The sequence below is a fragment of the Phenylobacterium sp. genome (assembly GCF_031181185.1).
Lineage (GTDB): Bacteria > Pseudomonadota > Alphaproteobacteria > Caulobacterales > Caulobacteraceae > Phenylobacterium.
Window position 1 is genome coordinate 1 of the sequence record NZ_JAPSKZ010000044.1, and the last position, 23,534, is coordinate 23,534.

Below are 23,534 nucleotides of genomic sequence, written 5' to 3' on the forward strand. Positions count from 1 at the left end.
CTTCCGTCCGCCACTCGGGCCGGAACGAGGGCAGGCCGTGCGCCTCGGTCTGCAGCTCGCGCTCGTAGCGGTCGACGCGGACCTCCAGGATGCGCCTGGCGTCCAGCCACGCGGTCACGGCCCCGGGGCCGCCGATCCGCTTCATCAGCACGTCGGCGGCGGTGTTGTCGCTCATGGACACCGCCGCAGCCAGAAAGTCCCGGGTGGTGTAGTCCCGCCGGCCGGGCCAGGCCGCCGAGATCGGCGAGAACGGCGGCGACAGCATCTCCTCGGTCAGCACGAACTCCTCGTCGAGGGTCAGGCGCCGGGCGTCGACCTCGGCCAGCACGGCGGCGCCCAGCAGCATCTTGAAGACGCTCTGCATCGGGAACCGCCGCTCGCCGGCGAAGGTGAAGACCTCACCGCTCTCCAGGTTCGTCAGCCCCACGCCCAGGGCGCCCGGCCGGGCTCGGGCGGCGATCTCGGCCATCGCTTCGTTCAGGCCGTCCATGTCCAGCCTCGGCGTGTCCGACGCCGTCAGCGGTTCGCCCGGGCCGCAGCCGACCAGCCACACGGCCGCTCCCGCCGCCAGCACCGATCGCCGGCAGAGGCTTGCGTTCGGCGGGGAGGGCTTCTCTAAACGCGTCATGTCCGAAGCATCCTATCCGGCGCCTGTCGTCATCCTGAACGCGCCGCAGTTGGCCGAGAACATCGGCGCCGCCGCCCGCGTCATGGCGAACTTCGGCCTCACGGAGCTGCGCCTCGTCAACCCGCGGGACGGCTGGCCCCAGGAACGCGCCTGGGCCTCGGCCTCGGGCGCGGACTGGCCGCTGAACGCCGCGCGGGTCTTCGACAGCGTCGCCGCGGCCATCGCCGACCTGCAGCTGGTGTACGCCACGACGGCCCGCCCGCGCGAGCTGACGCTGCCGGTGCTGACGCCCCGCCAGGCGGCGGGCGAGCTCCACGCCGCGGCCGAGCAGGGCCAGCGGACCGGCCTCCTCTTCGGCGGGGAACGGGCCGGGTTGGAGACCCAGGACATCGCGCTCGCCCAGGCGGTGGTGACCATCCCCATCGATCCGCGCTTCCGTTCGCTGAACCTGGCCCAGGCCGTCGCCATCAATGCGTACGAGTGGCGCGCGACCGCCGCCGACCGCCCGCCGCCGAACTTCCGCGAAGCCGCGCCGCCCGCGACCGGCGAGGCCCTACTCGGTCTCTACGAACACCTCGAGCGCGAGCTCGAGACCGCCGGCTTCTTCCACCCGCCCGAGAAGACGCCGAACATGATCCAGAACCTGCGCGCCGCGCTGGGGAAGGCGCGCTTCACCGACCAGGAAGTCCGCACGTTCCGCGGCGTGATCACCGCGCTCAGCCGAGGCCGCGGCAAGGTGCTGGAGAAGATCGCCGGCAAGAAGGGCGGCGAGGGCGACACGTCGTCCTGAACGCGAGCGTGGCCAGAGCGTCTGGTTGAATTCGCGGGCTTACGCGCCCATACGGATGCGATCATGGACATCGAGGCCCCCGCCCGCCCCCCTGTGATCGCCGGGCGATCGCGCTCCGCGCCCGCGGCGCCGTTCCTGCCGATGAGCCGGGCCGAGATGGACGCGCTGGGCTGGGACGCCTGCGACGTCGTGCTCGTCACCGGCGACGCCTATGTCGATCACCCCAGCTTTGGCATGGCGATCATCGGGCGCCTCCTGGAGGCGCAGGGCTATCGCGTCGGCATCATCTCCCAGCCCGACTGGCACTCGGCCGAGCCGTTCAAGGCGCTGGGCAAGCCGCGGCTGTTCTTCGGCGTCACCGGCGGCAACATGGACTCGATGGTCAACCGCTACACGGCGGACCGTCGGATCCGCAGCGACGACGCCTATACGCCGGGCGGCGAGGGTGGGCGGCGGCCGGACCGCTGCACGCTCGTCTATTCGCAGCGCTGCCGCGAAGCGTACAAGGACGTGCCCATCATCCTGGGGGGCATCGAGGCCTCGCTGCGCCGGATCGCCCACTTCGACTACTGGTCCGAGAAGGTGCGTCGCTCGGTCCTGGCCGACGCCAAGGCCGACCTCCTGCTCTACGGCAATGCCGAGCGGGCGGTGGTCGAGGTGGCCAACCGCATCGCCGCGGGCGAAAACGCGCGCGAGATCCACGACGTCCGCGGCGTCGCGCTGTTCCGCAAGGTCCCCGAGCACTACGTCGAGCTGCCGGCCGACGACCTGGACTCCCCCGACGAGGGCGCGGCGCGCAAGCCCGGCGACGTGGTCATCCGCCTGCCGTCCTACGAGCAGGTCGAGAAGGACTCCGAGGCCTACGCCCGGGCCAGCCGCGTGCTGCACCGCGAGAGCAATCCCGGCAACGCCCGGCCGCTGGTCCAGCGCCACGGCGACCGTGACCTGTGGCTGAACCCGCCGCCGATCCCGCTGACGACCGAGGAAATGGACGCGGTCTACGACCTGCCGTACGCGCGGGCGCCGCATCCGTCCTACGGCGACGCCAAGATCCCCGCCTGGGAGATGATCCGCTTCTCGGTGACGATCATGCGCGGCTGCTTCGGCGGCTGCACCTTCTGCTCGATCACCGAGCACGAGGGCCGCATCATCCAGAGCCGGTCCGAGGCCTCGATCCTGCAGGAGATCGAGAACATCCGCGACAAGACGCCGGGCTTCACCGGCGTGATCTCCGACATCGGCGGGCCGACGGCGAACATGTACCGCATGGCCTGCAAGGACCCGAAGGTCGAGGCCTCGTGCCGCCGGCCATCGTGCGTCTTCCCCGGGATCTGTCCGAACCTGAACACGTCGCACGACGACCTGATCCGCCTCTACCGCAAGGTGCGCGAGGTGCAGGGTGTGAAGAAGGTGCTGGTGGCCTCGGGCGTCCGCTACGACCTGGCCGTCGAAAGCCCCGAATATGTCGAGGAGCTGGTCACCCACCACGTGGGCGGCCTCCTGAAGATCGCCCCCGAGCACACCGAAGAGGGGCCGCTCGACAAGATGATGAAGCCCGGCATCGGGACCTACGATCGCTTCAAGGAGCTGTTCGACGCCGCCGCCAAGAAGGCGGGCAAGAAGTACCACCTGATCCCGTACTTCATCGCCGCGCACCCGGGCACGACCGACGAGGACATGATGAACCTCGCGCTGTGGCTGAAGAAGAACAACTTCCGCGCCGACCAGGTGCAAACCTTCCTGCCCTCGCCCATGGCCACGGCGACCGCCATGTACCACTCGGGCGTCAACCCGCTGAAGGGCGTCCGCCGCGGGACGAGCGAGAAGGTCGAGACCGTGAAGGGCCTGCGCCAGCGCCGGCTGCACAAGGCCTTCCTGCGCTACCACGACCCCGAGAACTGGCCGGTGCTGCGCGACGCGCTGCGCGCCATGGGCCGCGCCGACCTCATCGGCCCGCGGCCCGACCAGCTGATCCCGGCGCACCAGCCGGGCGGCGGCCGGCCCGGTGGGCCCCCGCGGCGCCATCCCGGGACCAAGTTCACCACCAAGGGCGTGCCGATCAGGAAGTGACCCGCTGGAGGACGGCGGCGAAGAAGCCGTCCGTCCCATGCCTGGCCGGCGTCAGCGACAGGTAGTCCGGATGCGCCGAGCCCTTCAGCTCCGGCGCGGCCTCGGCGAGCGGCGTGACCCGGAAGTCCGGATGCGCGGCGAGGAAGGCGTCCACCTGCGCCTCGTTCTCGTCAGGGAGCAGCGAGCAGGTGGCGTAGACCAGCCGCCCGCCCGGCCGCACCAGCCGCGCGGCGCTGTCCAGGATCTGCGCCTGCAGCGCGACCAGCGTCTCCAGGCCCGTCTCCTGCGCCCGCCAGCGCGCGTCTGGATTGCGCCGCCAGGTGCCCGTGCCGCTGCAGGGCGCATCCACCAGCACCCGGTCGAACCCGCCCTTGTGCCGCTTCACCCATGGGTCGCGTTCGGTGGTCAGCGGCCGCGTCTGGATGTTGTGCAGCCCGGCGTTGCGGAAGCGCTGGGCCGCCCGCTTCAGCCGGCTCTCCGAGACGTCGCAGGCGACCACCTGGCCCCGGTTCTCCATCTGCGAAGCGATCGCCAGGGTCTTGCCGCCCGCGCCGGCGCAGAAGTCCACCACCCGCTCGCCGGCCCGCGCGTCCACCAGCAGGGCGACCAGCTGCGAGCCCTCGTCCTGGATCTCGGCCGCACCGGTCTTCAGCATGGGCAGGCGCGCGAGCGAGGGGCGCAGGCCCACCCGGATTCCCAGAGGCGCCATCCGCGTCGGCTCGGCCGGCAGCCCCAGCCGGCGCAGGTCCGTCAGCACCGCCTCGCGGCTGGCCTTCAGCGGATTGACCCGCAGGTCCAGCGGCGGCGGCGTCAGCATCGCCGCCAACTCGCGGGCGAACGCGTCGCCAAAACGCTGGCGCAGGGCGTCCTCGGCCCAGGCGGGACATTCCGCCCGCACCGCCTCGGGCATGTCCGGATGCTCGACCGTGCCGCCCTGCAGCTGCCCCAGCAGCGCCCGCTCGTCCGCGCCCAGGCCGCCCAAGAGGCGCTGGATCTGCTCGCGCGTCCGGCCCTGGCCCAGCGCCAGCCACGCCAGCAGGCGGTTGCGCGGCGTGGCCGCCCGTCCATGCATCGCCAGGCGCCAGTCCAGCCGCGCCCGGTGGCGCAGCACTTCGTAGAGCAGTTCCGCGATCTCGCCGCGCGCCCACTCGGGAATCTGCCGCCGCGTCCGGAACCAGGCCGAGACGACCGCGTCGGCCGGCCGTGCGACGCGCTCGACCTCTTCCATCAGCTCGAGGGCGGCTAGCAGGCGGGCGTTCGGCGTCACGGCGGGCGGCGGGTCCAGGACGGAAGGGGAGGGCCTTCTACGCCGGCTTTCCGCGCAAGGCGACGCGCAGGCGGCGCCGAATTGACACGGAAGCCCGCACCGCCGACTTTGCCGCCGCTGGAGTGGAGCGCGCGTGATCAACTTATCTGTGAGGTATTTGCAGCCGCCGCATGGGGACGGGGACAAACCCGATCGTCCAGATCGCCCCGGCTCGCGAACAGCTCCGCGCGGCGACGAGCTGCCTTATCAGGTCGAAGTGTGGGACGAGAGCGGCACGGCCCCCGAGTTCGTCATCGCGGTGACGGTGAACTCCTCGGTCGGCTACGCCGCCTACTATGCAGCCGCCCGCGCCTACCCTGGCCGCATCATCACCCTGTCTTGCGATGGTCTGGTTCTGAGCCGCTGGACGGGGCAGGTCCATTGAACGTGGCCGGCATTGGTTAGAAGCAAGTCGCCCGCGCCCCGACCACAGCCTCATGGCAGGCCGCCGGAGCAGGCTGGCGAAGACCTGGTGTTCACGGTGCAGCTCTGGGACCTCGCGCGCTTGAAGCCCGAACGCACGATCGGCCGCGCGGCGAGCCTGGAGGTCGCCTCGGCGATCTACGCCGCCGCCGTCCTGGCGCACCCTCATCGCCGGGTGGTCCTGCTCCGGGGCGCCGAGGTGATGAAGTCGACGGGCTGACCGCGCTCGGATCCGCCTCAGGCGAGCGACAGCACCCTGAACCCGGCCCCCGCCGCCGTGAAGTCGAGCGGCTTCGCCGGCACCCACGATCGGACCTCGTCCAGCGGCGGTCGGCCGCCGCGGCCATCCCGCACCGCCAGCCAGACGCGCTCCTCGTCCTCGAAGCGCATGGCGCTCAGCACGCCGGTCTCGTACGCGCCGGTGTCCAGGCCGATCCGGGCGGGCGTCACGGCGGGCCGGTCGCCGTCCCAGGTGTGGCCGTGGACGATCACCTTCTCGAACGGCCCCCGGGCTTCCAGGAATTCGCGGCGGATCCACAGCAGGTCGCGCTCGCTCTGCCCGCGCAGCGGCTCGCCCGGCGCTACGCCCGCGTGCACGAAGGCGAAGTCCCCGACCACCGCCATCAGATCGAGGGTCTGCAGCAGCCGCAGGTGCGCGGCGGGCATCCGGCGCAGCAGCTCGTCCCGCGCGGTCGCATAGGCAGCCAGCCCGTCCTCCGGATCGGGCGGGTCCACGCCATACAAGGCCAGCGTCGCTGCGCCGCCGAAGGCCAGCCACGGCCCGCCATCGCTCGGCGCATCCAGGAACCTCAGCAGGGCGTCCTCGTGGTTGCCCTTCAGCAGGCAGACCTCGAAAGGCGCCTGGGACTTCAGAAGGCACAGCGCCTCCACCACCCGCGCGCTGTCCGGCCCACGGTCCACATAGTCGCCCAGCAGGATCAGGGTGGTGGCGCGGGGTCCGGCCGCCGCCGCGTCGTCGCCTAGCCGCTGGAGCAAGGCGATAAGCAGATCGTAGCAGCCGTGGACGTCGCCGATCGCATAGACGCGGCGGCCCTCCACGGGCCCGCCCGCGGCGCCCAGCCGGGACCGGCCGGGGGCGCGCCCCGAAACCTGCACCAGCCCGCCCCCGGCGCCGGCCGACGAGAAGCGGGCGATCGGGCTGAAACGCGCTCCGGGCGGCGCAGCGGGCCAGCGCGCCAGGACCTCGGCCACGTCCGCCGCGACGCCCTCCCAGGACGAAGCGAGGTCCCGTCGCGCGGCTTGTCGCAAGGTCGATTGGTCGACGCGCTGAAGCATCCTCCACCGTTGCGCCGCCGGGCTTGAACCGGGCCTGAACGGAGCCTTGCGGGCGGGCGCTTCTCTTGTCCTTGTTCTGGAGTAAGGTGCTCGGACGTTCTCGGGACAACGCGAGCGAGCAAGATGACTTTGCGTGCCAAGCCCGTCGCCCAAATCGCCGGCCTCACCGCTCTGCTCGCCTTGATGGCCCATCCCGCACCAGCAAGCGCTCAGAGCGAAGCCCAATCCCTGGCCGACCTGGTCGGCGCCCCGCTGCCGAAGTTCCCGGAGGGGGAGGAGCTGCAGGCTCTCCTGAAGGCCGCCGCCGCCCATCCGCTCGGCAGCGCCGAGAACCCTGTCCGCCTCGGCAGCATCCGCGCCTCCTACATCTACATCAGCCGGCTGCGGTGCGCGGACGGCTCGCGGCCCGCCTCACGGCGCCTCGGACAGTCGAGCAAGATGGCCTTCGGTCGGATCGCCGACGCCTACCAGGTCGATTGCGGCGCCCGCGCCCCTGGATCGGTCGAGGTCCACATCGATCCGTACCACCCCGGCCATGACGAAGGCCGCGCCCCGCCCGGCTTCACCCTGGCGGCTGCGCCCGCTGAACCGCCCGCCGCGCGGCGGCCACGCTAAGCGTCGCCTGGCGTTGCGGCGAACGGGCCAAGTAGCAGCGGATCGAACCGCCAGGGCCGGCGTTGCCGCGTCCATGCGAGCAGATGCCAAGCTTATCTCCGGCGGGTGCGCCTGCGGCGCGGTCCGGTTCCACGCCCGTACGCAACCTCTGCGGATCGGGCTTTGCCACTGCATGACCTGTCGAAAGGCTCATGCCGCCGCCTTCAACCCCTTCGTCGTCTTCAAGGCCGAGGCCGTGGAAGTCACCGGCGAGCCGCGCAGCTGGTTCAGCTCGCAAGGCTATGATCGGCAGTTCTGCGGCGAGTGCGGCTCGCGGGTCATCGCGCGCAACGGCGATGAGGTGGAGGTCTCCCTAGGAAGCCTGGATGAGCCCGGCGTGCTCGAGCCGCAGTACGAATCCTGGATCGTCCGCCGCGAGCCCTGGCTCCGCCCGCTGGACAAGCCGCAGCACGACCACGAGCGGCAGGCCTAGGATCACGACGGCGGCGGCCGGCGAACCGGGCCGCCCCTTACTGCGGCGCGGGCGCCTCGCCTCCGTCTTCCCGGACTTCCGCGGCCCCGATGAAGGCGACGCCGGCCTCGTCCAGCACCCACATGCCGAGGAAGGACGGATCCTGCGGATCCAGCTCCTCGTCGATCAGGTCGCCCTCGTAGAGGCTGACGTTGCTGTAGTCGAAGTCCAGGGACAGCTGTGCGGCGAGGCCCAGCATCTCGTCGGCCATCCGGCGCGCGTACCCGATGGCTTCGCTCTCATTGCCGAAATCGTCCGCGAGGGTGTTGATCTCGGCCTCGTCGCTGCCTTGCGCCGCGCTGGTGGTGACGATGGTGTAGGCGGGCATGGTCATCTCTCTTGCTTGGGAAGGCCTCACCTACCGCGTTTCAGGACCCAGCGGGGCACAAACTGAAAGACCGCTGTGCGCCTGGGCGGTGACGCGCCGGACTGTGCCTGTTATATTATAACAATGAAGCCATCCGACACGACCGCCGTGCGCAGCATCTTCAACCGGGAAATGGCCGACGCGTACGACCGCCGGAACAGCGCGCTCGCGCCCATCTCCGACGCGCTGCACTTCCTCCTGCGGCTGACCCTGGAAGACCTGCCGGCCGACGCCCGCGTGCTGGCGTGCGGCGAGGGCGTGAGGCTGCGGCCTGCCAGCGTCGCCACTCGCAGCCTGACGGCGGGGTCGGCGATGCGCCCGGAGCAGAGCCTGGCGCTCGCCTCAGAGGCCGACATCCAGCGGCCGCACCTCAACCTGTCTGCGGTCCCGATGCTGTGATAGGGCTTCCATCGGCGATAGGCCCGCGCGTCATGGCCAGGCTGGACGCCGGCTGCGGAGAACGTGAATGGCCGGACTGAAAGACAAGCGGGGGTTCATCGACAAGGAGCGTCTCGACCTCTCCGAGCGCCAAGCCGTCGAATATTGGATGAAGCGCTGGGGCGTCACCCGCGACCAGATCACGGCCGCGCACCGCAAGGTGGGACGCCTCACGAAGGACATCGCCGCCGAACTCGGAAAGAAGCGCTAAGGAGACCGGCCTCACGGCCGCGATGGGTCGGTGTGGCGGTGCGGTTGAGGCGCGCGTCCGCCTAGCGGTTACAGGCGGTTTGGATGGCCGCCACGATCTTCCGCGCCTGTGCCGGCTTCTGCAGGCACGGAACTCCGGAAAGCGGCTCTGGGATGATCCGGTGATCGTACCCGGTGACGAGGACGATCGGCACGCCCAGCTGCAGGAGGCGCTCCGCAGGCGCGAAGTCGGGACCGAGGCCGAGATTGATGTCGACCAGCGCGCAATCGGCTTGCCGGCGTTCGGCTTCCAGGAGAGCCGGTTCGGCGGCGGCGAAAGGCCCCAGAACGCTTGCGCCGGCGTCCTCCAGCACCCCTCGGGTGTCTTCCGCGATGTAGAAGTCGTCCTCCAGCACCAGCACCGAAAGGCCGGAGAGCGGCGCGGGTTGCGACATTCGGGCCTTCCTCTCAGGCTCAGTCTGGAACGTCAGTGTCCAGGATGCTCTCGCCGCGAATCAGCGGGAGTTCGATCGTGCACTCAACTCCGCCTGGGTTCAGTTCGATCCTTCCCACCCCATCCAACTCGTACGGGACCCTTCGGGTGATCAGCTCGGTGCCGAACCCCTGGCGACGGGGCGCGGCCTCGGCCACCCGGACGCCGGATTCGCGCCACTGGAGGCGCAGCCAGTCCACCTGCCCGCGGCGTTCCGTTTTCCACTCCACGCTCAAGCGCGCGCCCGGCTGACCCAGCGCGCCATACTTGATGCTGTTGGTCGCAAGCTCGTGCACGGCCAGGGTCAGCACTTCCGCAGCCTTCGGCGCCAGCTGTACCGGCGGGCCGGAGACTCCAACGCCCTCTTCGCTGGCCTGCGCGAGCAGTTCCTCTCGCACAAGTCCCTCCAGGTCCACGCCGGCCCCAACCGAGCGGGTCAGCAACGCCTGGGTGCGGGCCAGGGCGTCGATACGTCCCTCCAGTTGCTCCGAGATCTGCTCGGCCGTGAGGCCGCCAGCCACGGTTCGCCGCACGATGGATCGCACCATGGCCAACACGTTGCGAACCCGATGCTGCAGCTCGGCGATGAGGACGGCCTGCCGTTCCTCGTGCCGCCGCCGGTCCGTGACGTCCTGGGCGATCTTCAGGTAACCGAGCAGTTCGCCGCCATTGTCTCGCAGGGCGATCGTCTGCCCGTCCAGGAAGACGCGGCTGCCGTCCTTGCGGACGTGCCATCGGACGTTTCCGGCCGCGCCACGGTCCCGGGCGGCCGCCAGCTCCTGCTCCGGAACGCCGGCCTGGCGATCCTCCTCGGTGAAAATCCGTCGGGTGGTGTGACCCACCACCTCGGCGGCGGTCCACCCCAGGATCTCGTTCGAACCGGCCAGCCAGTCTGTGATGCGGTCTTCCGCGTCGCTGAGCACGACCACATAATCCCGGGCGCTCTCGACGAACAGGCGCAGGCGCTCGTCGGAGCGCCGGAGCTCCGCCACGGTCTTCAGGCGATCGACCACCGGGCCCAGCACCATCGCGTAGGCCTTGAGGAACTCGATGTCGTCCTGGTCGAACTCCCGGGCCTGTCGCGCATCGACCTGCAACACGCCATAGGGCTTTCTGCCCGGCAGCAGGATGGGCACGTTCACCAGCGCAATGACGCCGTGCTCCAGCAGGAAGTCGGGAAAGTGAAAGCGCGTCTCATGGGCGAGGTCGTTCGTGATGACCGGCTCGGTCTTCTTGATGGCATAGGCTTCCGACGATCGTTCGTTCAGATCGACGCGCTGCTCACCGACGACTCCGGGACGCCAGCCCACCCCTGCACGCACAAGCGCCGTCTCGGCGCCGTGCTCGATCTCGAGGATCTTGGCCAGATCGGCGCCGAGCGCGTCCGCAACCAGCTCGCAGGCTCGATCGAGCACCTTCTGCAGGTCGTCGTTGTCGAGAACGAAATCGCCGAACTGCGCCAGGACCCGCTGCCGTTTGAGATGTTCATCTCTGCTGACCATGTCGCTTCAACGCTCGAGCGCTCCGATCGTCGATGCGCAGGTTCAGCGGCCGCTACGCGCCACAAGCGGACGTTGCCATAGCCCGCTCTCGACGCGGATACCCTTGGGGCGGCTTGCGAGGGTAGCGCGCTGCGCAGGCGCTAGCGGCGGGCGCCTAGTGAGGCTGCGCCATCGCCTTCAATTCGAGATAGCCAGGATCGAAGTCCCCAATTCCCCGCAGCTGCGCCTCGTCGTGGATCGTCACGATCGACGCGCGCCACGAGATCACACCCTCAGCCTTGAGCTCTTGGAGCGTGCGGTTGATGTGCACGGATGAGAGGCCGAGCGCGTCACCCAGCTGCGCCTGCGTGACCGGGAATGAGAAATGATCGCTGTCTGCAAGCCCGAGCGCTTCCATACGTGTGAACATCTCGCAGATGAGGTGGGCGACCCGCTGTTTGGCTGTGCGCCGGCCGACGCTGGTCAGCCACTGACGGAAGACGCCTGCATCGACGACGGCATCACGCCAGAAGGCTACGGCGAGGTTCGGTCTCGCCGACAGTAGGGCCAAGACAGCCTCGTGCGGGATGAACGCGACCCGCCCGGCAGAAATCGAACTTATCGCGTGATCCAAGTGCGGCAGGTGCAGGCTGTCCCGGTCGGGGAGGTCGCCCGGTATGTGGAAGGCGACGATCTGCCGGCCGCCATTGGCGGTGAGAACATGCCGGCACATCCAGCCTTCGATGACGAAACAGCACTCGCTGGGTGTTGATCCCTGAGGGATCAGGTCGACACCGGCCTCGACGCTGCGCGTCCGCAGCGGCAGCTCCGCCACAGCCCGTTTGTCCTGAGCATCGAGCCTAGTGACGCTCTCAAGCTTTCTGATCAGCCGCCCATGCTCGGGGGTCGGCTCAGAGTAAGGGGACACTGGCTGCCTTTCGCCTCTTGCGAGCGACCAAGGTAGCCACCTGCTGATTGTAGTTGGTGTGCTCCGTCGTGGCTGGCCTGTCGCTCAACCAGGTTGCTCAGGACGAACATGGAGCAAGTTGCTCCCGCGGCAGGGCGCGAACATCACCGGCGGCGAAGGGGCGGCCAGCGCTTGGCAGCAGATGGAGAAGAGGATGAACCGGGCCTCGTCCGTGACGATCACCTTCCACTCGCCCGAGTTCCAGAACTCAAACGCGTGTTCACGGAGCATGGCGCCAGCCACCGCAACCGCTTCAACACGAGCGGCAGCCAAGTCGGGAAGCTCGGTGCCTTCTTCGTCCGGGATAAGGACGCTGTCAGCGACGTGGAAGAAAAAAAGAGGCAAGGACGTCTCCCGTGAGCCGGGAGCGAAAAGCTCTCAGTCGTCAGCGGGCCCTAACAGGTCTGACGATTTATCCATGTTAGCACCGAGCAACTTGAATTGCACGGCCGCCTCGAGGCTAAGCTAAAGAAAAGTCTAAAAAAAAGACGACGGGCAGCGGCGCCTTGGGAACGGCTAGGTGACTGCCGGGCTAACATAGAGCAAACGCGGAGAGCCCTGTCGTGCCTACCCCCCAGGAGTTGCGTAACGAGGCTGCCGAGGCCGACGAATTGGCCAAACTCGTGAGTTATGCTCCCGACAAGCAATGGCTCAAAGACAAGGCCGAAGCGTTGCGACACCACGCTGAATGCCAGGAGAAAACCTCCGCAGGTCGCCTGACGACGAACCCTGAACCTCCGCGTCGCGAATAGCGGCTCAGCCTGCAAGGGCTTCCGGGCGCGGCTCGCGAGAGGTCGAGAGCTCGGGGGGAGCCGAGCGGCCGGGTTTGCGCGTAGATTGTTGGTTGGACTAACTCAGATAAGTCCGCGAAGGGCTGTGTGCTGGCATCTTCCCTGTCAGGGAGAAGGTCATGCGCACGTACACATGTCTGGTCACCGACAACCGATATTCGGTCCCGACGCTTTCGTTCTACCTTGCAACGGACGAGGAGCGTGCGCGCGAGTTGGCGCGCCGAGACCTCGAAGCCAATCCACATCACTCTGCCTTCGAAGTTCGCGACGGCGACCGCCTGCTGTTCGTCGAACGTCGCGAAGCGCTGGGCTTATAACCAGGTCAAGTATCCGGTTCCGGATCAGCAAGGCTCAATGCTCTTTACTGGGCGAGTGCGGCGCACGCTGAGGTTTGAGAACTCGCGTCGGCCTCTCGCCTATCGGCAGGCGGCAAGGTCCGTTTGCAGGCGCTCAACGAATGTCCGCTCCCGACCCTTAGCCGACCTAGCGGCCCCACGATCGCTGGCGCATGCGCCGCATCTGTGAATGAACTGCTCCTGCGTTGATAAAGTCCGCTCATGGAGGGCGCCTAGATGCATCGCAATGCTCAGCTATGGGCCGCTGTCATGGTGCATGTGTTCGCAGCCGGCGCCGCACTGGCCGGAACGCCCGACTTCTCCGGCCTCTGGACCAATGCCTCCATTACCACACTGGAGCGGCCGGCCGTCTTCCGAGTGCTTGAGCTCAGCGAGGCAGAGGCCCTCGCCTACGAGAAGGCGCACCCCGGCACACCTGAGCCGACGCGCGGTGATGCCGTGGGTCAGGACGAGACCGAATGGTGGGAGATGGGCGCTAAGCTCGCCCGCCTAGGCGGGCGCGCGCGCAGTTCCTGGATCGTCGAGCCCCTCGACGGCCTGCTGCCCTACAGCGCGGACGGACTGGCGGCACTGAAGGCGTCGCAGATGAAGGCGCGCAGCTTCGATGACCCGGAGGCGAGGCCCGCCGCAGAGCGTTGCTTGATGGGCCTTCACGGCAGCTCCCTGCCGCCCATGATGAACACGTCGTACAACAACCATCTCCAGATCGTGCAGACCGGCGATCACCTGGTGATCGTGCCAGAGATGAGCGCGGGGCCGCGCATTGTCCACCTCCGCGCGGCGGCGGCGCCACCGGGCGGCGCCTGGAGCGGGCATTCCGTCGGACGGTGGGAAGGTCAAACCTTGGTTGTGGAGACCACAGGCTTTCACCCTCAAGCCCAGTGGCGCGCGCCAGGACGTCTCTTCATCAGCTCGGGCGCCAAGGTGACCGAGCGCTTCACGCAGACGACGGCTGACGAACTTCTCTACCAGTTCCAAGTGGATGATCCAGCGATCTACAGCCGGATCTGGAAGGGGGAAATGCCACTGCGTCGCGTTGCCGGGCCGATGTTCGAGTTCGCCTGCCACGAGGGCAACTACTCTCTCCCCGGGATACTGGCCGGCGCCCGAAAGGTCGAGCGCGATGCAGCCGCTGCCCACTAAAGGGGCTTCGCTCTAGCAGAGGTTCTGCATTCCACCCGGGCCCCTCCCACGCGCCCTCGATATGTTCCCGTTTTGTTCTTGACATCGGCCGCCGCCTGAGCCACCCTACGGCTGGGCGATTTGCGCCCGCGGACACACGAGCACGCGCAACATGCACCACGGCGATGGGCCGGAGCGCGGGGAGGGCGCAGCCCCGCGGCAAGGACGCTTGCGCTTCACGGACGAGCTCGCCCAGGAGATCGTCAGCCGGGCGGCCGCGGGCCATAGCCTGAGCGCCATCGCCCGGGATCCCGAGATGCCGTGCCGCAGCGCGATCGCCCAATGGCGCGAACAGCACCCGGCCTTCGATGCGGCGCTGACCCGGGCCCAGCGCCGGGCGCGGCTGCACCGGCGCGCGCTCGACCGGCTGCGCGACGGCGGCGCCCTGGCCAGGCCCAAGCCCTACGACCTGCGCCAGAGCGACTACACGCCCGAGCTCGCCGCGCGGATCTGCGAGCGCCTGGCGAACGGCGAGAGCCTGATCGCCATCTGCCGGGGCGACCCCGAAATGCCGACGCCAGCCACCGTCTATCGCTGGCTTCGGCGCATGCCGGACTTCAACGACCTGTACGTCGAGGCCCGCGAGTTCCAGGGCGACTACCTGTTCGACGAGGCGCGCGAGGTGGCCCTGTCGGCGCATGCGGGCAATGTCCCGGCGCGGCGGCTGCACTTCGACGTCATCCGCTGGCAGGCGGCGAGGCTCGCGCCCAACAAGTACTGCGAGCGCCTGGTCGTTCATGACGCCGTCAACGCCGAGGACACCCAGCCGATGACGGTGGTGATCCGAAAGTTCACCGAAGATCCCGATGCGACGCCCGAGGCGCGCGTGGCGCTCGAACGCGGCAAGGTGGTCTGGAGCACGGTGCCCGGCGTCGAGCCCGGCGACCTCCTGCCCGAAGGCGGCGGCGCGCCGATCCCGCGCCCCTATGGCCCGGCGGGCCGTTTCGAAGGCTAGCGGCGCGTCTTCAGTGGTGCGCTCCTCGCTGCTGGCCCCGGACGGGGCGGACACGCCCGCCGTCAGACTGTCGGAATGGTCCCCCCGTCGATCACGTACTCCGCGCCATGGATGGCGGCGGCGCGGTCGGACGCCAGGAAGGCGATGAGCTCCGCCACCTCGGCAGGCTCGGCCGGGCGGCCCAGCGGAATGCCGCCCAGGCCGTCGAGGATGCTCTGGCGCGCCGCGTCCAGCGTCCCGCCGCTGCTCTGGGCGATGCGGCGCACCAGGTGGTCCGCGGCCTCGGTGTAGATCCAGCCCGGCGAGACGACGTTGACGCGCACGCCCTTGGGCCCGACCTCCTTGGACAGGGCCTTGCTGTAGGTGACGAGCGCCGCCTTCGCCGCGGCATAGGCGGTGGTGGACTCCGGCAACGGCAGGCGGCGCTGGATCGATGCGACGTGGATGACCGCGCCGCGCCGCTGCTCGATCATCCGCGGCAGGAGGGCGCGGTCGAGCCGCACCGCCGGCATCAGGTTCAGGTCGAGCTCCGCCCGCCAGTGATCCTCGGTCAGGGCCGCGAAGCCGCCGCCCGGCGCGGCCGAGCCGCCGAGGACATGGACGAGGACATCCACGCCGCCGAGCTGGTCGAGTGCCGCGGCGGCGAGCCGGTCGGCGCCCTCCGGGGTCGAGAGGTCGGCCTCCACCACATGAACGTCCGGCGGCGCGGCGCTCCGGCTGCGCGCGCCGGTCACCACCGCCGCCCCGCCCGCCAGGAACCGTTCGACCGTCGCGCGGCCGGCGCCTTTGGTGCCGCCGGTCACCACCACCCGGAGGCCTTCGAACTCGGTCGGATCGCTGCGCCGGCCCATCAGGCGATCTCCAGGGCGGTGATGGCGTCGTCCGCCAGATGGAAGCGGAAGGTGAAGCGCAGCGGGCTGCCGGGAAAGTCCCCGGCGGTCAGCCCTTCCAGGACGACGGCGTCGCCCTCCGTCCGCCAGCTGTCAGGGGTGAAGATCGCCCGCGTCTGCATCGTGGCCGAGCCGATCCAGTCGGCGATCTCCGCCTGGCCTCGGCGCTCACGCCGCTCGTCGCTGACGACCGCGTCGGGAGCGAAGGGCGCCAGCATGCCGCCCTGGTCGAGCCGGGCGTTGGCGTTCACATAGGCGGCGATTGGGGCGGGCAGGTCCTTGAGCATGGACAGTCTCCGGAACAAGGCGTTGCATCGGTCCGGAAGCTGTGAGCACCCTGAAGAAATGGCAAGAACCGACCAAAAAGTAGGGTACGCACCTGAAAGTAAGCGTGCGACCTACACGGCGGAGACGGCGTCCGAGAGCATCCAGAACATCATCCGGGTGCTCGAAGGGCGCTGGAAGCTCGTCATCCTGTTCCAGCTCTTCGGCGGCCACGTGCGGCGCTTCTCGGACCTCGAGCGCGCGATCCCCGGCGTGTCGCAGAAGATGCTGATCCAGCAGCTGCGTCAGCTGGAGGCCGACGGCGTGGTGGCGCGGATCGTCCATCCGCAGGTGCCGCCCAAGGTCGAGTATCACCTCACCGAGTGGGGCCAGGCCCTGTGCCCTGCGCTGGACGCCCTGCTCCTGTGGGCCGAGGCGGCGCCGGCGGAGCTCCGGTCGCGGCTGATCCTGGAGGCGCAGGAGGCCTGAGGCGGCCGCATCGCCAAGCCGCCCCCCGATCCTTGACTCTGACCCCTGCGGCCGGCATAGACGCGCCCTTCCACCGCCGGGCCCGCCCGGACGGTCCGGAAATCTATGACGGGTTGATGCGAAGCCGCCGTTGAAATCGCGCCTCCATCTCGGAAGCGCCGGCTCGGATCGAAGAGAGTGGAATATGTCGAAGCGCCATAGCGCCAAGTACAAACTCGACCGCCGGATGGGCGAAAACGTCTGGGGTCGTCCGAAGTCGCCGATCAACACCCGCGCCTACGGCCCGGGCCAGCACGGCCAGCGCCGCAAGAGCAAGGTGTCGGACTTCGGCCTCCAGCTGCGCGCCAAGCAGAAGCTGAAGGGCTACTACGGCAACATCACCGAGAAGCAGTTCGTCCGGATCTACCAGGAGGCGTCGCGCCGCAAGGGCAACACCTCGGAGAACCTGATCGCGCTGCTGGAGTCGCGCCTGGATGCGGTGGTCTACCGCGCCAAGTTCGTGCCGACCCCGTTCGCCGCCCGCCAGTTCGTCAACCACGGCCACGTGCTGGTGAACGGCAAGCGCGTGAACATCCCGTCCTACCGCGTGAAGGCCGGCGACGTGGTCACGGTGCGCGAGCGTGCGCGCAACATGGCCCTCGTGCTCGAGGCCTTGCAGTCGCCGGAACGTGACACGCCCGACTACATCACCGTGGACGCCAAGGGCATGAGCGCCACCTTCGTCCGGGCCCCGGAACTTTCGGAAGTTCCGTATCCGGTGAAGATGGAGCCGAACCTGGTCGTCGAATTCTACGCGTCGTAATCTCGACGCCGAGTTCGGACGGATTTGCGAAGGCCCCGGAGCGATCCGGGGCCTTTTGCTATGGTGCTGCGATGAATCGCCGATGGGTCGTGCTGGGGCTGCTGGGCGTGGCGGGGTGTGCGACCACGCCGCCGCTCCCGCCGCCGCGCCTCCTGCCGCCGGGCGAGACCCTGGGCGAGCTCGAGCCGCTGGTCCTGGCCTGGCCGGGACCGGAGGGGCTTACGATCCGCGTCGCCTCCAAGGGCTGCACGGCCAAGCCCGACTGGACCTTCTACGTCGAGCGCAAGGGCAGCGCGGCGACGCTCGCCTTCGGCCGCCGCAGGGTGGACGCCTGCCGCAGCTCGGGCGGTCAGGTGGACATCGCCTTCACCTGGGCCGAGCTGGGCCTGCCCCGAGGCTCCGAGGTCCGGTTGCTGAACCCGGTGGGGCGCTGAGCCGCAGCGCCTCGACGCCGCCGATCAGGCAGGTATTCTGGCGTTGCTGCAACCTAGGGTGACAGTTCCATGGCGCTTCTCGTCCGCCTGCGCGCCCTCGTGGGCGCCCTCGTCGCCTTCGGTCTCATGTTCGCCGCCGGACAGGCGCACGCCGATTGGCATCGCGCCGAAACCGATCGCTTCGTCGTCTATGGCGAGGGGCGGGAGTCCCAGGTTCGCGACTTCGCCGTCAAGCTGCAGACCTTCGACGCCATGCTGCGCGCCTTCCACCCTTCGACCAAGGCGCTGACGCCCGCCACCAAGGTGCACGTCTACCTGGTGGACGGCATCCGGGGCCTGCGCCGCATCCGGCCGGGACTGAGCACGGGCGTCGCCGGCTTCTACGCCGCCTCGAACGAGGGCGTGGTGGCCGCGGCCACGACGGAGGGCGCCCTCCAGGCCGACGACGTGCTGTTCCACGAGTACGCCCACCACTTCATGCTCGAGAACTTCCCGGTGGCCTATCCGGCCTGGTTCGTGGAGGGCTTCGCCGAGTACTTCATGACCGCCGAGATCACCGACGCCGGCGTGAAGGTCGGAAACTACAATCAGCACCGCGTCGACGTGCTGTTCCTCAGCCCCTGGCTGCGCTGGGAGGACCTGTTCGCCAAGACCACCGGCGAGACGCGCAAGCAGAGCCTCAACGCCTACTACTCCCAGGCCTGGCTGCTCGCCCACTACATGTACAGCGACCCGAAGCGTACGGCCCAGCTGGACAAGGCGATCACCGCCATCGGCGCCGGCGCGCCGCCGGCCAAGGCGTTCCAGGAGGCGACCGGGCTTTCGCCCGACGAGCTGACGCGCGAGCTCCGCCGCTACCGCAGGCTGCCGATGTACCTGGTCAAGGCGGCGGGACCTGATCCGTCGACGGTGAAGGTCCGGCGGCTCGGCGACGGCGAGGCCGAGTTCGTGCTGGACCACGCCCGGCTGATCCTCAGCGCCACCGGCAAGGTCGATCGGGAGTTCCTCGACGGCGTCCGCCGCCGGGCGCAGCGCTATCCCGACGATCCCTTCGCCCAGCGCACCCTGGCGCGGGCCGAGTTCGTCATGGGCGACGTCGCGGCGGGCGAGGCGATCATGAAGAAGCAGCTGGCCGCCCATCCCAACGACCTCGAGACCCTGCTGCTCGCCGGGACCGGTCAGATGCTGGCGGGGCTGCGCGAGCCTGCGGCCCGGCAGGCGCGCTTCCGCGCCGCCCGCCCGACCCTCGCCAAGGCCTATGCGCTCGACAAGACCGACTTCCGGCCGCTGTACGCCTATGCGGTCGCCCGTTCGGTGGAGCCGGAGTTCCCCACCGACAACGACCTGAAGGTGCTGCTGGAGGCCCGGGCGCTCGCGCCGTCGGTGCAGGAGAACGTCGTGCGCGCGGGCCTTGCGCTGCTGAAGAAGGGGCGCGTCGACGACGCGCGCAGGGTCCTGGCGCCGGTGGTGAACAATCCGCACGGCGGCGCCTACGCGGCCCAGGCCAGGGCGCTTCTCGCCGGCAAGTCCGAGAGCGAGGCCGAAGCCGAGGGCCGCGCCGAGGCCGAGGCGCCGCCGCCGGCCGAGCCGGCGACGCCCGCCGGCTGAGCGATCACTGCAGCGGCTGCCCGCCCCGCTCGCCTGCGCCGTCGGCCGGGAAGACCTCGATCCGGTCTCGCGGCAGCCCTTCCGGCATCTCGGTCTGCAGGAAGGTGATCATCTGCTCGCGGACGTACGACCGCAGGTCGGCCAGTTCGCCCGAGTTGCGGGCGCTCATCAGGCAACGCAGCTCCATGGTGCGCTCGCGCGCGTCGGTCACCTGCAGGTTGGCCACCTGGCCGTCCCACAGCGGCGAGGCCCTGACCACCTCGTCGAACTTGGCCCGCACCGCGGCCACGGGGACGCTGTAGTCCACATAGAGCATCACCGAACCCAGCAGCTGTGACGACTCCTTCGTCCAGTTCTGGAAGGGCTGGTCCAGGAAGTACTTCAGCGGCACGACCAGGCGGCGCAGGTCCCAGAGGCGCACGACCACATAGGTGCCGGTGATCTCCTCGACGTTGCCGAACTCGCCCTCGATCAGGACCGCGTCGTCGATGCGGATGGGCTGGGTCAGGGCGATCTGCAGGCCGGCGATCAGGTTCGAGAGCACCGGCTGCAGGGCCAGGCCCACGATGATGCCGGCCGCGCCGCCGGCCGCCAGCAGGCTGACCCCCACCTGCCGCACCGCCGGGATGGTCATCAGCGCCACGCCCGCGGTCAGGATGATGACCAGGATCTTCAGCGCCCGGCGCAGGATGCGGATCTGCGTGAGGTGCTTGCGGGCCAGCAGGTTGTCGGACACGTCGGTCCGGTAGCGCCGCATGTACAGCGCCGAGCCGATGTCGAGGGCGGTCTGCACCATCCACCCGACCAGCACCACGAACCCCACCAGCAAGGCGTGCTGGATGAAGCGCGTGTCCCGCGGGCTCAAGGGAGCGATCTGCGCAACCCAGCCCAAGGCGAAGATCACCAGGGCCAGGCGGCTGGGGCCGCGCGTACGCACCACCAGGGAGCGCGTGAAGTCGCTCCGGCGGCGGATCGAGCGTCCAACCGCCTTGACCAGAAGGTCGTGGAGGCCAAGCGCCACGGTCAGGGCGAGGCCGACGAGGACCAGGCCGACGATCCAGGGCGGCGCCCAGGACAGGTGCCGTTCGATGAAGGTGTGGAGGGGCATGGGACCAGTCCAACCCGTCAGGCCCGGCCCGGGTTCACGCTTAGGTGAACATCTCCACCATCCAGAGCGGCACCCGGCGGGGCCGGCCGGTGGCCTGCTCGATCAGCACCCAGGTGGTGCGCACCTGCGCGCACATCTGGCCGTCGGGCCCGTCGATGCGGATGAAGCGGTCGAAGCGGGGGCCGTGGGCCTGGTCGGAGACCCAGGTGCGGCCCTGGGCCGTCTCGCCCGGCATCAGCGCACGGCGGTAGTCGACCTCGTGCCGCAGGGCGATCCAGGCCCAGGTGGCCTGGGCGTCGGCCGGCGCTCGGCTGCGCCAGTGCGCGGTGCCCATGTCCTGGGCCCAGCGCAGGTAGACCACGTTGTTGACGTGGCCATTCTCGTCGATGTCGGCGGGCGTGGGCTCGAACGAGAGGCGGAAGACCTGCCGGCCCTCCGGCGGCTCGAGCAGGATCACGCTTCCAGGAGGCCCTGGTCGGCGAAGAGGGTCTTCAGCTCGCCCGACTGGAACATCTCGCGGACGATGTCGCAGCCGCCCACGAACTCGCCCTTCACGTAGAGCTGCGGGATCGTCGGCCAGTCGGAGTAGCTCTTGATGCCCTCGCGCAGCTGCTCGTTCTGCAGCACGTCGACGCCGGTGAAGTCCACGCCCAGGTGGTCGAGGATCTGCACCACCACGGCCGAGAAGCCGCAGCGAGGCTGTTCCGGCACGCCCTTCATGAACAGGATCACGGGGTGGTCGGCCACCGCCTTGGCGATCCACTCGTGAACGGCGGGGTTGGCGGTCGCAGCGTCGGTCATCTCGGTCGCCCTTTCGGCGGAAATCTGAAGGCCACAGCTAGGAAGCGCGGCGGCCAGGGTCAAGCGCGTCAGGCTGGCGCGGAGGTCTCAAGAGCCAGCGCGTGCAGCTCGCCGCCCATCCGGCCCTTCAGCGCCGCATAGACCAACTGGTGCTGTCGCACGCGCGGCAGGCCGGCGAACGCCTTGGACACGATCCTGGCGCGGTAATGGTCGCCGTCGCCGGCCAGGTCCTGGATCTGGATGTCGGCGTCGGGGAAGCCTTCGCGGAGGGCGGCTTCCAGGTCTTCGAGGGCCATGGGCATGGCGGGGCTTTTAACCCCGCCAGCCGGCCTAGTCGATGATCGACGAGTAGATGATGTTCTTCAGCTGGCCACGGAAGTTGAACGTGGCCGACGGCATCAGCTGGGTCATGAAGACGACCGAGAGGTCTTCCTTGGGATCGACCCAGAAGATCGTCGATGCCGCGCCGCCCCAGTAGTAGTCGCCCTGGCCGTAGCCGCCGCTCTCGACTTGTCCGAGCGTGGAGGCGAAGCCGAGGCCGAAGCCCACGCCGTCGTAGGCCGTCTCGGAGAACGTATCCAGCGCCAGCTCCGAGAGGGTCTTGCCGTCGCGGAGATGGTTCATGTGCATGAGCTCGATGGTGCGCGGGCCCAGCACGCGATGGCCGTCCAGCTCGCCGCCCCGGCGCAGCATCTCGCAGAACCGTAGATAGTCGGCCGTCGTCCCGGTCAGTCCGCCGCCGCCGGACTTGAAACCCGGCTCGCGGGTGAAGTCGGAGGACTCGGGATCGTCGATCAGCACCAACTGCTTGGCCGCATTGCGCTGGTAGTTCGCGGCGAAGCGGTCCTTCTTCTCGGGCGCGACCCAGAACGCGGTGTCTTTCATGCCGAGCGGCTCGAAGATGGTCTCGGCGAGATACTGCGCCAGCGGCTTGCCCGAGATGATCTCCACGAGCGCGCCCACCACATCGGTGGCAAGCGAATACATCCAGGCCGACCCGGGCTGATATCGCAGCGGCACCTGGCCCATCTTGTCCATGAATTCGGTCATGGAGTCCGCGCCGCCGATCGAACGGATCTTGAGCGATCGGTACACCTTGTCGATCGGGTGTTGGATGCCCACGCCCGGCAGGCCGCCGCCGTAGGTGAAGCCGGCAGTGTGGCACAGCACGTCCCGGAATGTGATCGGGCGCTGCAGCGGTTCGGTGACCATCTCCTCGCCATCCCCGGAGACCCAAACGCGGTGGTTGCGCCAAGACGGCGCGTAACGGTGCACCGGATCGTTCAGCTGGAAATGGCCCTGCTCGTACAAGGTCATCAGCGCGACCGAGGCCACTGGCTTGGTCATCGAGTAGATGCGGTAGATCGTGTCATCGCGGGTGGGCTTGCCCCGCTCGCGGTCCATCAGGCCGAAGGACTTGAAATACGCCATGTGGCCGTGGCGGGCGACGCCGACCTGGCAACCGGTGATGCGCCCCGGTTCAATGTAATGCCGCTGCAGATGCTCGGTGATGCGTTCCAGGCGGTTTGCGTCCAGGCCGGTCCACTGGGATTGGGCGTCCATCGAAATCCTCCCGCGAGTATGGTTCTGGCTCTAATGACCGGCATCATGGGCGCGGAAGCGGGGAGGCGGCAATGCAGGATCTGGAAGCGCTGGCTGGCGAGATCGGCGAGAAGTTGAAGGCGGACGGCCAGACGGTTGCGGTGGCGGAGAGCTCGTCAGGCGGCCTCGTCTCGGCGTCGTTGCTGGCGGTTCCGGGCGCGTCCAGGTACTTCCTGGGCGGGGCGGTGGTCTACACGCCCAAGGCGCGGGTGCTGTTCATGGACATCCCGAAGGAGGCGCTCGCCGGCATGCGTTCGGCCAGCGAGCCGTACGCCCTGCTCCTGGCGCGCACGGCCCGGGAGCGGTTCGGCGCCACCTGGGGCGTTTCGGAAACCGGCGCGGCAGGGCCGACCGGCAACCCCTATGGCGATGCCGCGGGCCATACCTGCGTGGCGGTCTCCGGGCCCGTCGAGGCGGTGATCACCGTCGAGACGGGCGAAGCCGACCGGTCGGCCAACATGCAGGCCTTCGCGGCCGCCGCCCTGGGACTCCTGAAGCGCGCTCTTGAGGCTTAGCCGATTGCCCCTCCCCGATGGGAGACTATCCGCCAACCCTTGGCGGTTTTGCGAAGAAGCACGAATTGCTGCAGCCCGCCATGACGCTGGCCGGTGTGCACGATTTCGACGATCGCTTCGCGGCCATCGGGGCTCAGAACCGGCAGCGACAGGCGGTTCACGC

Annotated in this window: 31 protein-coding genes; 16 read left to right on the forward strand and 15 right to left on the reverse strand. The window is 69.1% G+C overall.

The features are described 5' to 3' along the window. A partial coding sequence (locus tag RIF93_RS07560) for a serine hydrolase (protein ID WP_309089987.1) occupies positions 1–628 on the reverse strand: 628 nt, incomplete at its 3' end. Here RIF93_RS07560 and RIF93_RS07565 point away from each other — a divergent pair. Both RIF93_RS07565 and RIF93_RS07570 read left to right on the forward strand, forming a co-directional pair. Beyond that, a complete protein-coding gene (locus tag RIF93_RS07565; protein ID WP_309089989.1) occupies positions 627–1,418 on the forward strand; it encodes an RNA methyltransferase in 792 nt (263 codons plus the stop codon). The two genes, RIF93_RS07560 and RIF93_RS07565, sit on opposite strands and share 2 nt — an antisense overlap. Positions 1,419–1,481: 63 nt before the next feature. Then, positions 1,482–3,488 carry a YgiQ family radical SAM protein gene (locus RIF93_RS07570; protein ID WP_309089991.1) on the forward strand — a complete coding sequence of 669 codons (2,007 nt, stop codon included), beginning with the start codon at positions 1,482–1,484 and terminating at the stop codon, positions 3,486–3,488. On the opposite strand, the gene RIF93_RS07575 is transcribed toward RIF93_RS07570, so the two are convergent. Then, entirely contained in the window at positions 3,478–4,755 is a 1,278-nt protein-coding gene (locus RIF93_RS07575) for an RsmB/NOP family class I SAM-dependent RNA methyltransferase (protein ID WP_309089993.1), read from the reverse strand. The genes RIF93_RS07570 and RIF93_RS07575 overlap by 11 nt on opposite strands. Positions 4,756–5,011: 256 nt before the next feature. Between RIF93_RS07575 and RIF93_RS07580 the strand changes: the two genes are divergently transcribed. Next, the gene (locus RIF93_RS07580; protein ID WP_309089995.1) at positions 5,012–5,179 is read left to right on the forward strand and encodes a hypothetical protein; all 168 of its coding nucleotides are present in this window, start codon (positions 5,012–5,014) and stop codon (positions 5,177–5,179) included. An 87-nt stretch (positions 5,180–5,266) separates the two neighbouring features. Next, on the forward strand, positions 5,267–5,437 hold the full coding sequence (locus tag RIF93_RS07585) for a hypothetical protein (RefSeq protein ID WP_309089997.1): 171 nt from the start codon (positions 5,267–5,269) through the stop codon (positions 5,435–5,437). A 17-nt stretch (positions 5,438–5,454) separates the two neighbouring features. On the opposite strand, the gene RIF93_RS07590 is transcribed toward RIF93_RS07585, so the two are convergent. Then, positions 5,455–6,486 carry a metallophosphoesterase family protein gene (locus RIF93_RS07590; protein ID WP_309089999.1) on the reverse strand — a complete coding sequence of 344 codons (1,032 nt, stop codon included), beginning with the start codon at positions 6,484–6,486 and terminating at the stop codon, positions 5,455–5,457. Between the two features lie 150 nt (positions 6,487–6,636). Here RIF93_RS07590 and RIF93_RS07595 point away from each other — a divergent pair, with 150 nt between their 5' ends. After that, on the forward strand, positions 6,637–7,128 hold the full coding sequence (locus RIF93_RS07595) for a hypothetical protein (RefSeq protein WP_309090001.1): 492 nt from the start codon (positions 6,637–6,639) through the stop codon (positions 7,126–7,128). A gap of 172 nt (positions 7,129–7,300) precedes the next feature. Next, entirely contained in the window at positions 7,301–7,600 is a 300-nt protein-coding gene (locus RIF93_RS07600) for a GFA family protein (RefSeq protein WP_309090003.1), read from the forward strand. A gap of 37 nt (positions 7,601–7,637) precedes the next feature. Here RIF93_RS07600 and RIF93_RS07605 read toward each other — a convergent pair whose 3' ends face one another. After that, on the reverse strand, positions 7,638–7,967 hold the full coding sequence (locus tag RIF93_RS07605; protein ID WP_309090005.1) for a hypothetical protein: 330 nt from the start codon (positions 7,965–7,967) through the stop codon (positions 7,638–7,640). Positions 7,968–8,090: 123 nt separating this feature from the next. Between RIF93_RS07605 and RIF93_RS07610 the strand changes: the two genes are divergently transcribed. Both RIF93_RS07610 and RIF93_RS07615 read left to right on the forward strand, forming a co-directional pair. After that, complete coding sequence (locus RIF93_RS07610) at positions 8,091–8,405, forward strand: hypothetical protein (protein ID WP_309090007.1); 315 nt, start codon at positions 8,091–8,093, stop codon at positions 8,403–8,405. A gap of 67 nt (positions 8,406–8,472) precedes the next feature. After that, positions 8,473–8,655: a DUF3606 domain-containing protein gene (locus RIF93_RS07615; RefSeq protein ID WP_277784511.1), complete on the forward strand. Its 183-nt coding sequence runs from the start codon at positions 8,473–8,475 to the stop codon at positions 8,653–8,655. Between the two features lie 61 nt (positions 8,656–8,716). Here the strand turns inward: RIF93_RS07615 and RIF93_RS07620 are convergent, their stop codons facing one another. The 4 genes from RIF93_RS07620 to RIF93_RS07635 all read right to left on the reverse strand — a co-directional run bounded on the left by RIF93_RS07620 (position 8,717) and on the right by RIF93_RS07635 (position 11,919). Beyond that, positions 8,717–9,088, reverse strand: a complete 372-nt coding sequence (locus RIF93_RS07620) for a hypothetical protein (protein WP_309090011.1) — start codon at positions 9,086–9,088, stop codon at positions 8,717–8,719. 19 nt (positions 9,089–9,107) lie between these two features. After that, complete coding sequence (locus RIF93_RS07625; protein ID WP_309090013.1) at positions 9,108–10,628, reverse strand: HWE histidine kinase domain-containing protein; 1,521 nt, start codon at positions 10,626–10,628, stop codon at positions 9,108–9,110. Between the two features lie 154 nt (positions 10,629–10,782). After that, positions 10,783–11,442, reverse strand: a complete 660-nt coding sequence (locus RIF93_RS07630) for a Crp/Fnr family transcriptional regulator (protein ID WP_309090015.1) — start codon at positions 11,440–11,442, stop codon at positions 10,783–10,785. 177 nt (positions 11,443–11,619) lie between these two features. Next, a complete protein-coding gene (locus RIF93_RS07635; protein ID WP_309090017.1) occupies positions 11,620–11,919 on the reverse strand; it encodes a DUF6894 family protein in 300 nt (99 codons plus the stop codon). A gap of 565 nt (positions 11,920–12,484) precedes the next feature. Between RIF93_RS07635 and RIF93_RS07640 the strand changes: the two genes are divergently transcribed. The 3 genes from RIF93_RS07640 (at position 12,485) to RIF93_RS07650 (ending at position 14,858) form a co-directional block, all read left to right on the forward strand. Next, entirely contained in the window at positions 12,485–12,682 is a 198-nt protein-coding gene (locus RIF93_RS07640) for a hypothetical protein (RefSeq protein ID WP_309090019.1), read from the forward strand. Positions 12,683–12,937: 255 nt separating this feature from the next. After that, the gene (locus RIF93_RS07645) at positions 12,938–13,864 is read left to right on the forward strand and encodes a hypothetical protein (protein ID WP_309090021.1); all 927 of its coding nucleotides are present in this window, start codon (positions 12,938–12,940) and stop codon (positions 13,862–13,864) included. Between the two features lie 208 nt (positions 13,865–14,072). Beyond that, a complete protein-coding gene (locus RIF93_RS07650) occupies positions 14,073–14,858 on the forward strand; it encodes a hypothetical protein (RefSeq protein ID WP_309090023.1) in 786 nt (261 codons plus the stop codon). A gap of 62 nt (positions 14,859–14,920) precedes the next feature. Here the strand turns inward: RIF93_RS07650 and RIF93_RS07655 are convergent, their stop codons facing one another. Further along, entirely contained in the window at positions 14,921–15,709 is a 789-nt protein-coding gene (locus RIF93_RS07655) for an SDR family oxidoreductase (RefSeq protein ID WP_309090025.1), read from the reverse strand. Beyond that, complete coding sequence (locus tag RIF93_RS07660; protein WP_309090026.1) at positions 15,709–16,035, reverse strand: nuclear transport factor 2 family protein; 327 nt, start codon at positions 16,033–16,035, stop codon at positions 15,709–15,711. Before RIF93_RS07660 ends, RIF93_RS07655 begins: the two co-directional genes overlap by 1 nt. Positions 16,036–16,093: 58 nt before the next feature. Between RIF93_RS07660 and RIF93_RS07665 the strand changes: the two genes are divergently transcribed. The 4 genes from RIF93_RS07665 (at position 16,094) to RIF93_RS07680 (ending at position 19,345) form a co-directional block, all read left to right on the forward strand. Beyond that, the gene (locus RIF93_RS07665; protein ID WP_309090028.1) at positions 16,094–16,501 is read left to right on the forward strand and encodes a winged helix-turn-helix transcriptional regulator; all 408 of its coding nucleotides are present in this window, start codon (positions 16,094–16,096) and stop codon (positions 16,499–16,501) included. Between the two features lie 184 nt (positions 16,502–16,685). Then, on the forward strand, positions 16,686–17,303 hold the full coding sequence (gene rpsD / locus RIF93_RS07670; protein ID WP_309090030.1) for a 30S ribosomal protein S4: 618 nt from the start codon (positions 16,686–16,688) through the stop codon (positions 17,301–17,303). 71 nt (positions 17,304–17,374) lie between these two features. After that, positions 17,375–17,737: a hypothetical protein gene (locus RIF93_RS07675; RefSeq protein ID WP_309090032.1), complete on the forward strand. Its 363-nt coding sequence runs from the start codon at positions 17,375–17,377 to the stop codon at positions 17,735–17,737. 69 nt (positions 17,738–17,806) lie between these two features. After that, a complete protein-coding gene (locus RIF93_RS07680; RefSeq protein WP_309090034.1) occupies positions 17,807–19,345 on the forward strand; it encodes a hypothetical protein in 1,539 nt (512 codons plus the stop codon). A 4-nt stretch (positions 19,346–19,349) separates the two neighbouring features. Here RIF93_RS07680 and RIF93_RS07685 read toward each other — a convergent pair whose 3' ends face one another. From RIF93_RS07685 to RIF93_RS07705, 5 genes are all read right to left on the reverse strand, one after another. Beyond that, entirely contained in the window at positions 19,350–20,453 is a 1,104-nt protein-coding gene (locus RIF93_RS07685; RefSeq protein WP_309090036.1) for a mechanosensitive ion channel domain-containing protein, read from the reverse strand. Positions 20,454–20,493: 40 nt separating this feature from the next. Continuing rightward, positions 20,494–20,910, reverse strand: coding sequence for a thioesterase family protein (locus RIF93_RS07690; RefSeq protein ID WP_309090038.1), 417 nt, complete (start codon positions 20,908–20,910; stop codon positions 20,494–20,496). Then, on the reverse strand, positions 20,907–21,254 hold the full coding sequence (gene grxD, locus RIF93_RS07695) for a Grx4 family monothiol glutaredoxin (RefSeq protein ID WP_309090039.1): 348 nt from the start codon (positions 21,252–21,254) through the stop codon (positions 20,907–20,909). The genes RIF93_RS07690 and grxD overlap by 4 nt, the downstream gene beginning before the upstream one ends. A 68-nt stretch (positions 21,255–21,322) precedes the next feature. Continuing rightward, on the reverse strand, positions 21,323–21,556 hold the full coding sequence (locus RIF93_RS07700) for a BolA family transcriptional regulator (RefSeq protein WP_309090041.1): 234 nt from the start codon (positions 21,554–21,556) through the stop codon (positions 21,323–21,325). A 28-nt stretch (positions 21,557–21,584) separates the two neighbouring features. Beyond that, on the reverse strand, positions 21,585–22,817 hold the full coding sequence (locus RIF93_RS07705; RefSeq protein WP_309090043.1) for a serine hydrolase domain-containing protein: 1,233 nt from the start codon (positions 22,815–22,817) through the stop codon (positions 21,585–21,587). Between the two features lie 71 nt (positions 22,818–22,888). Between RIF93_RS07705 and RIF93_RS07710 the strand changes: the two genes are divergently transcribed. Beyond that, positions 22,889–23,371, forward strand: coding sequence for a CinA family protein (locus tag RIF93_RS07710; protein ID WP_309090045.1), 483 nt, complete (start codon positions 22,889–22,891; stop codon positions 23,369–23,371). Positions 23,372–23,534 lie beyond the last annotated feature (163 nt).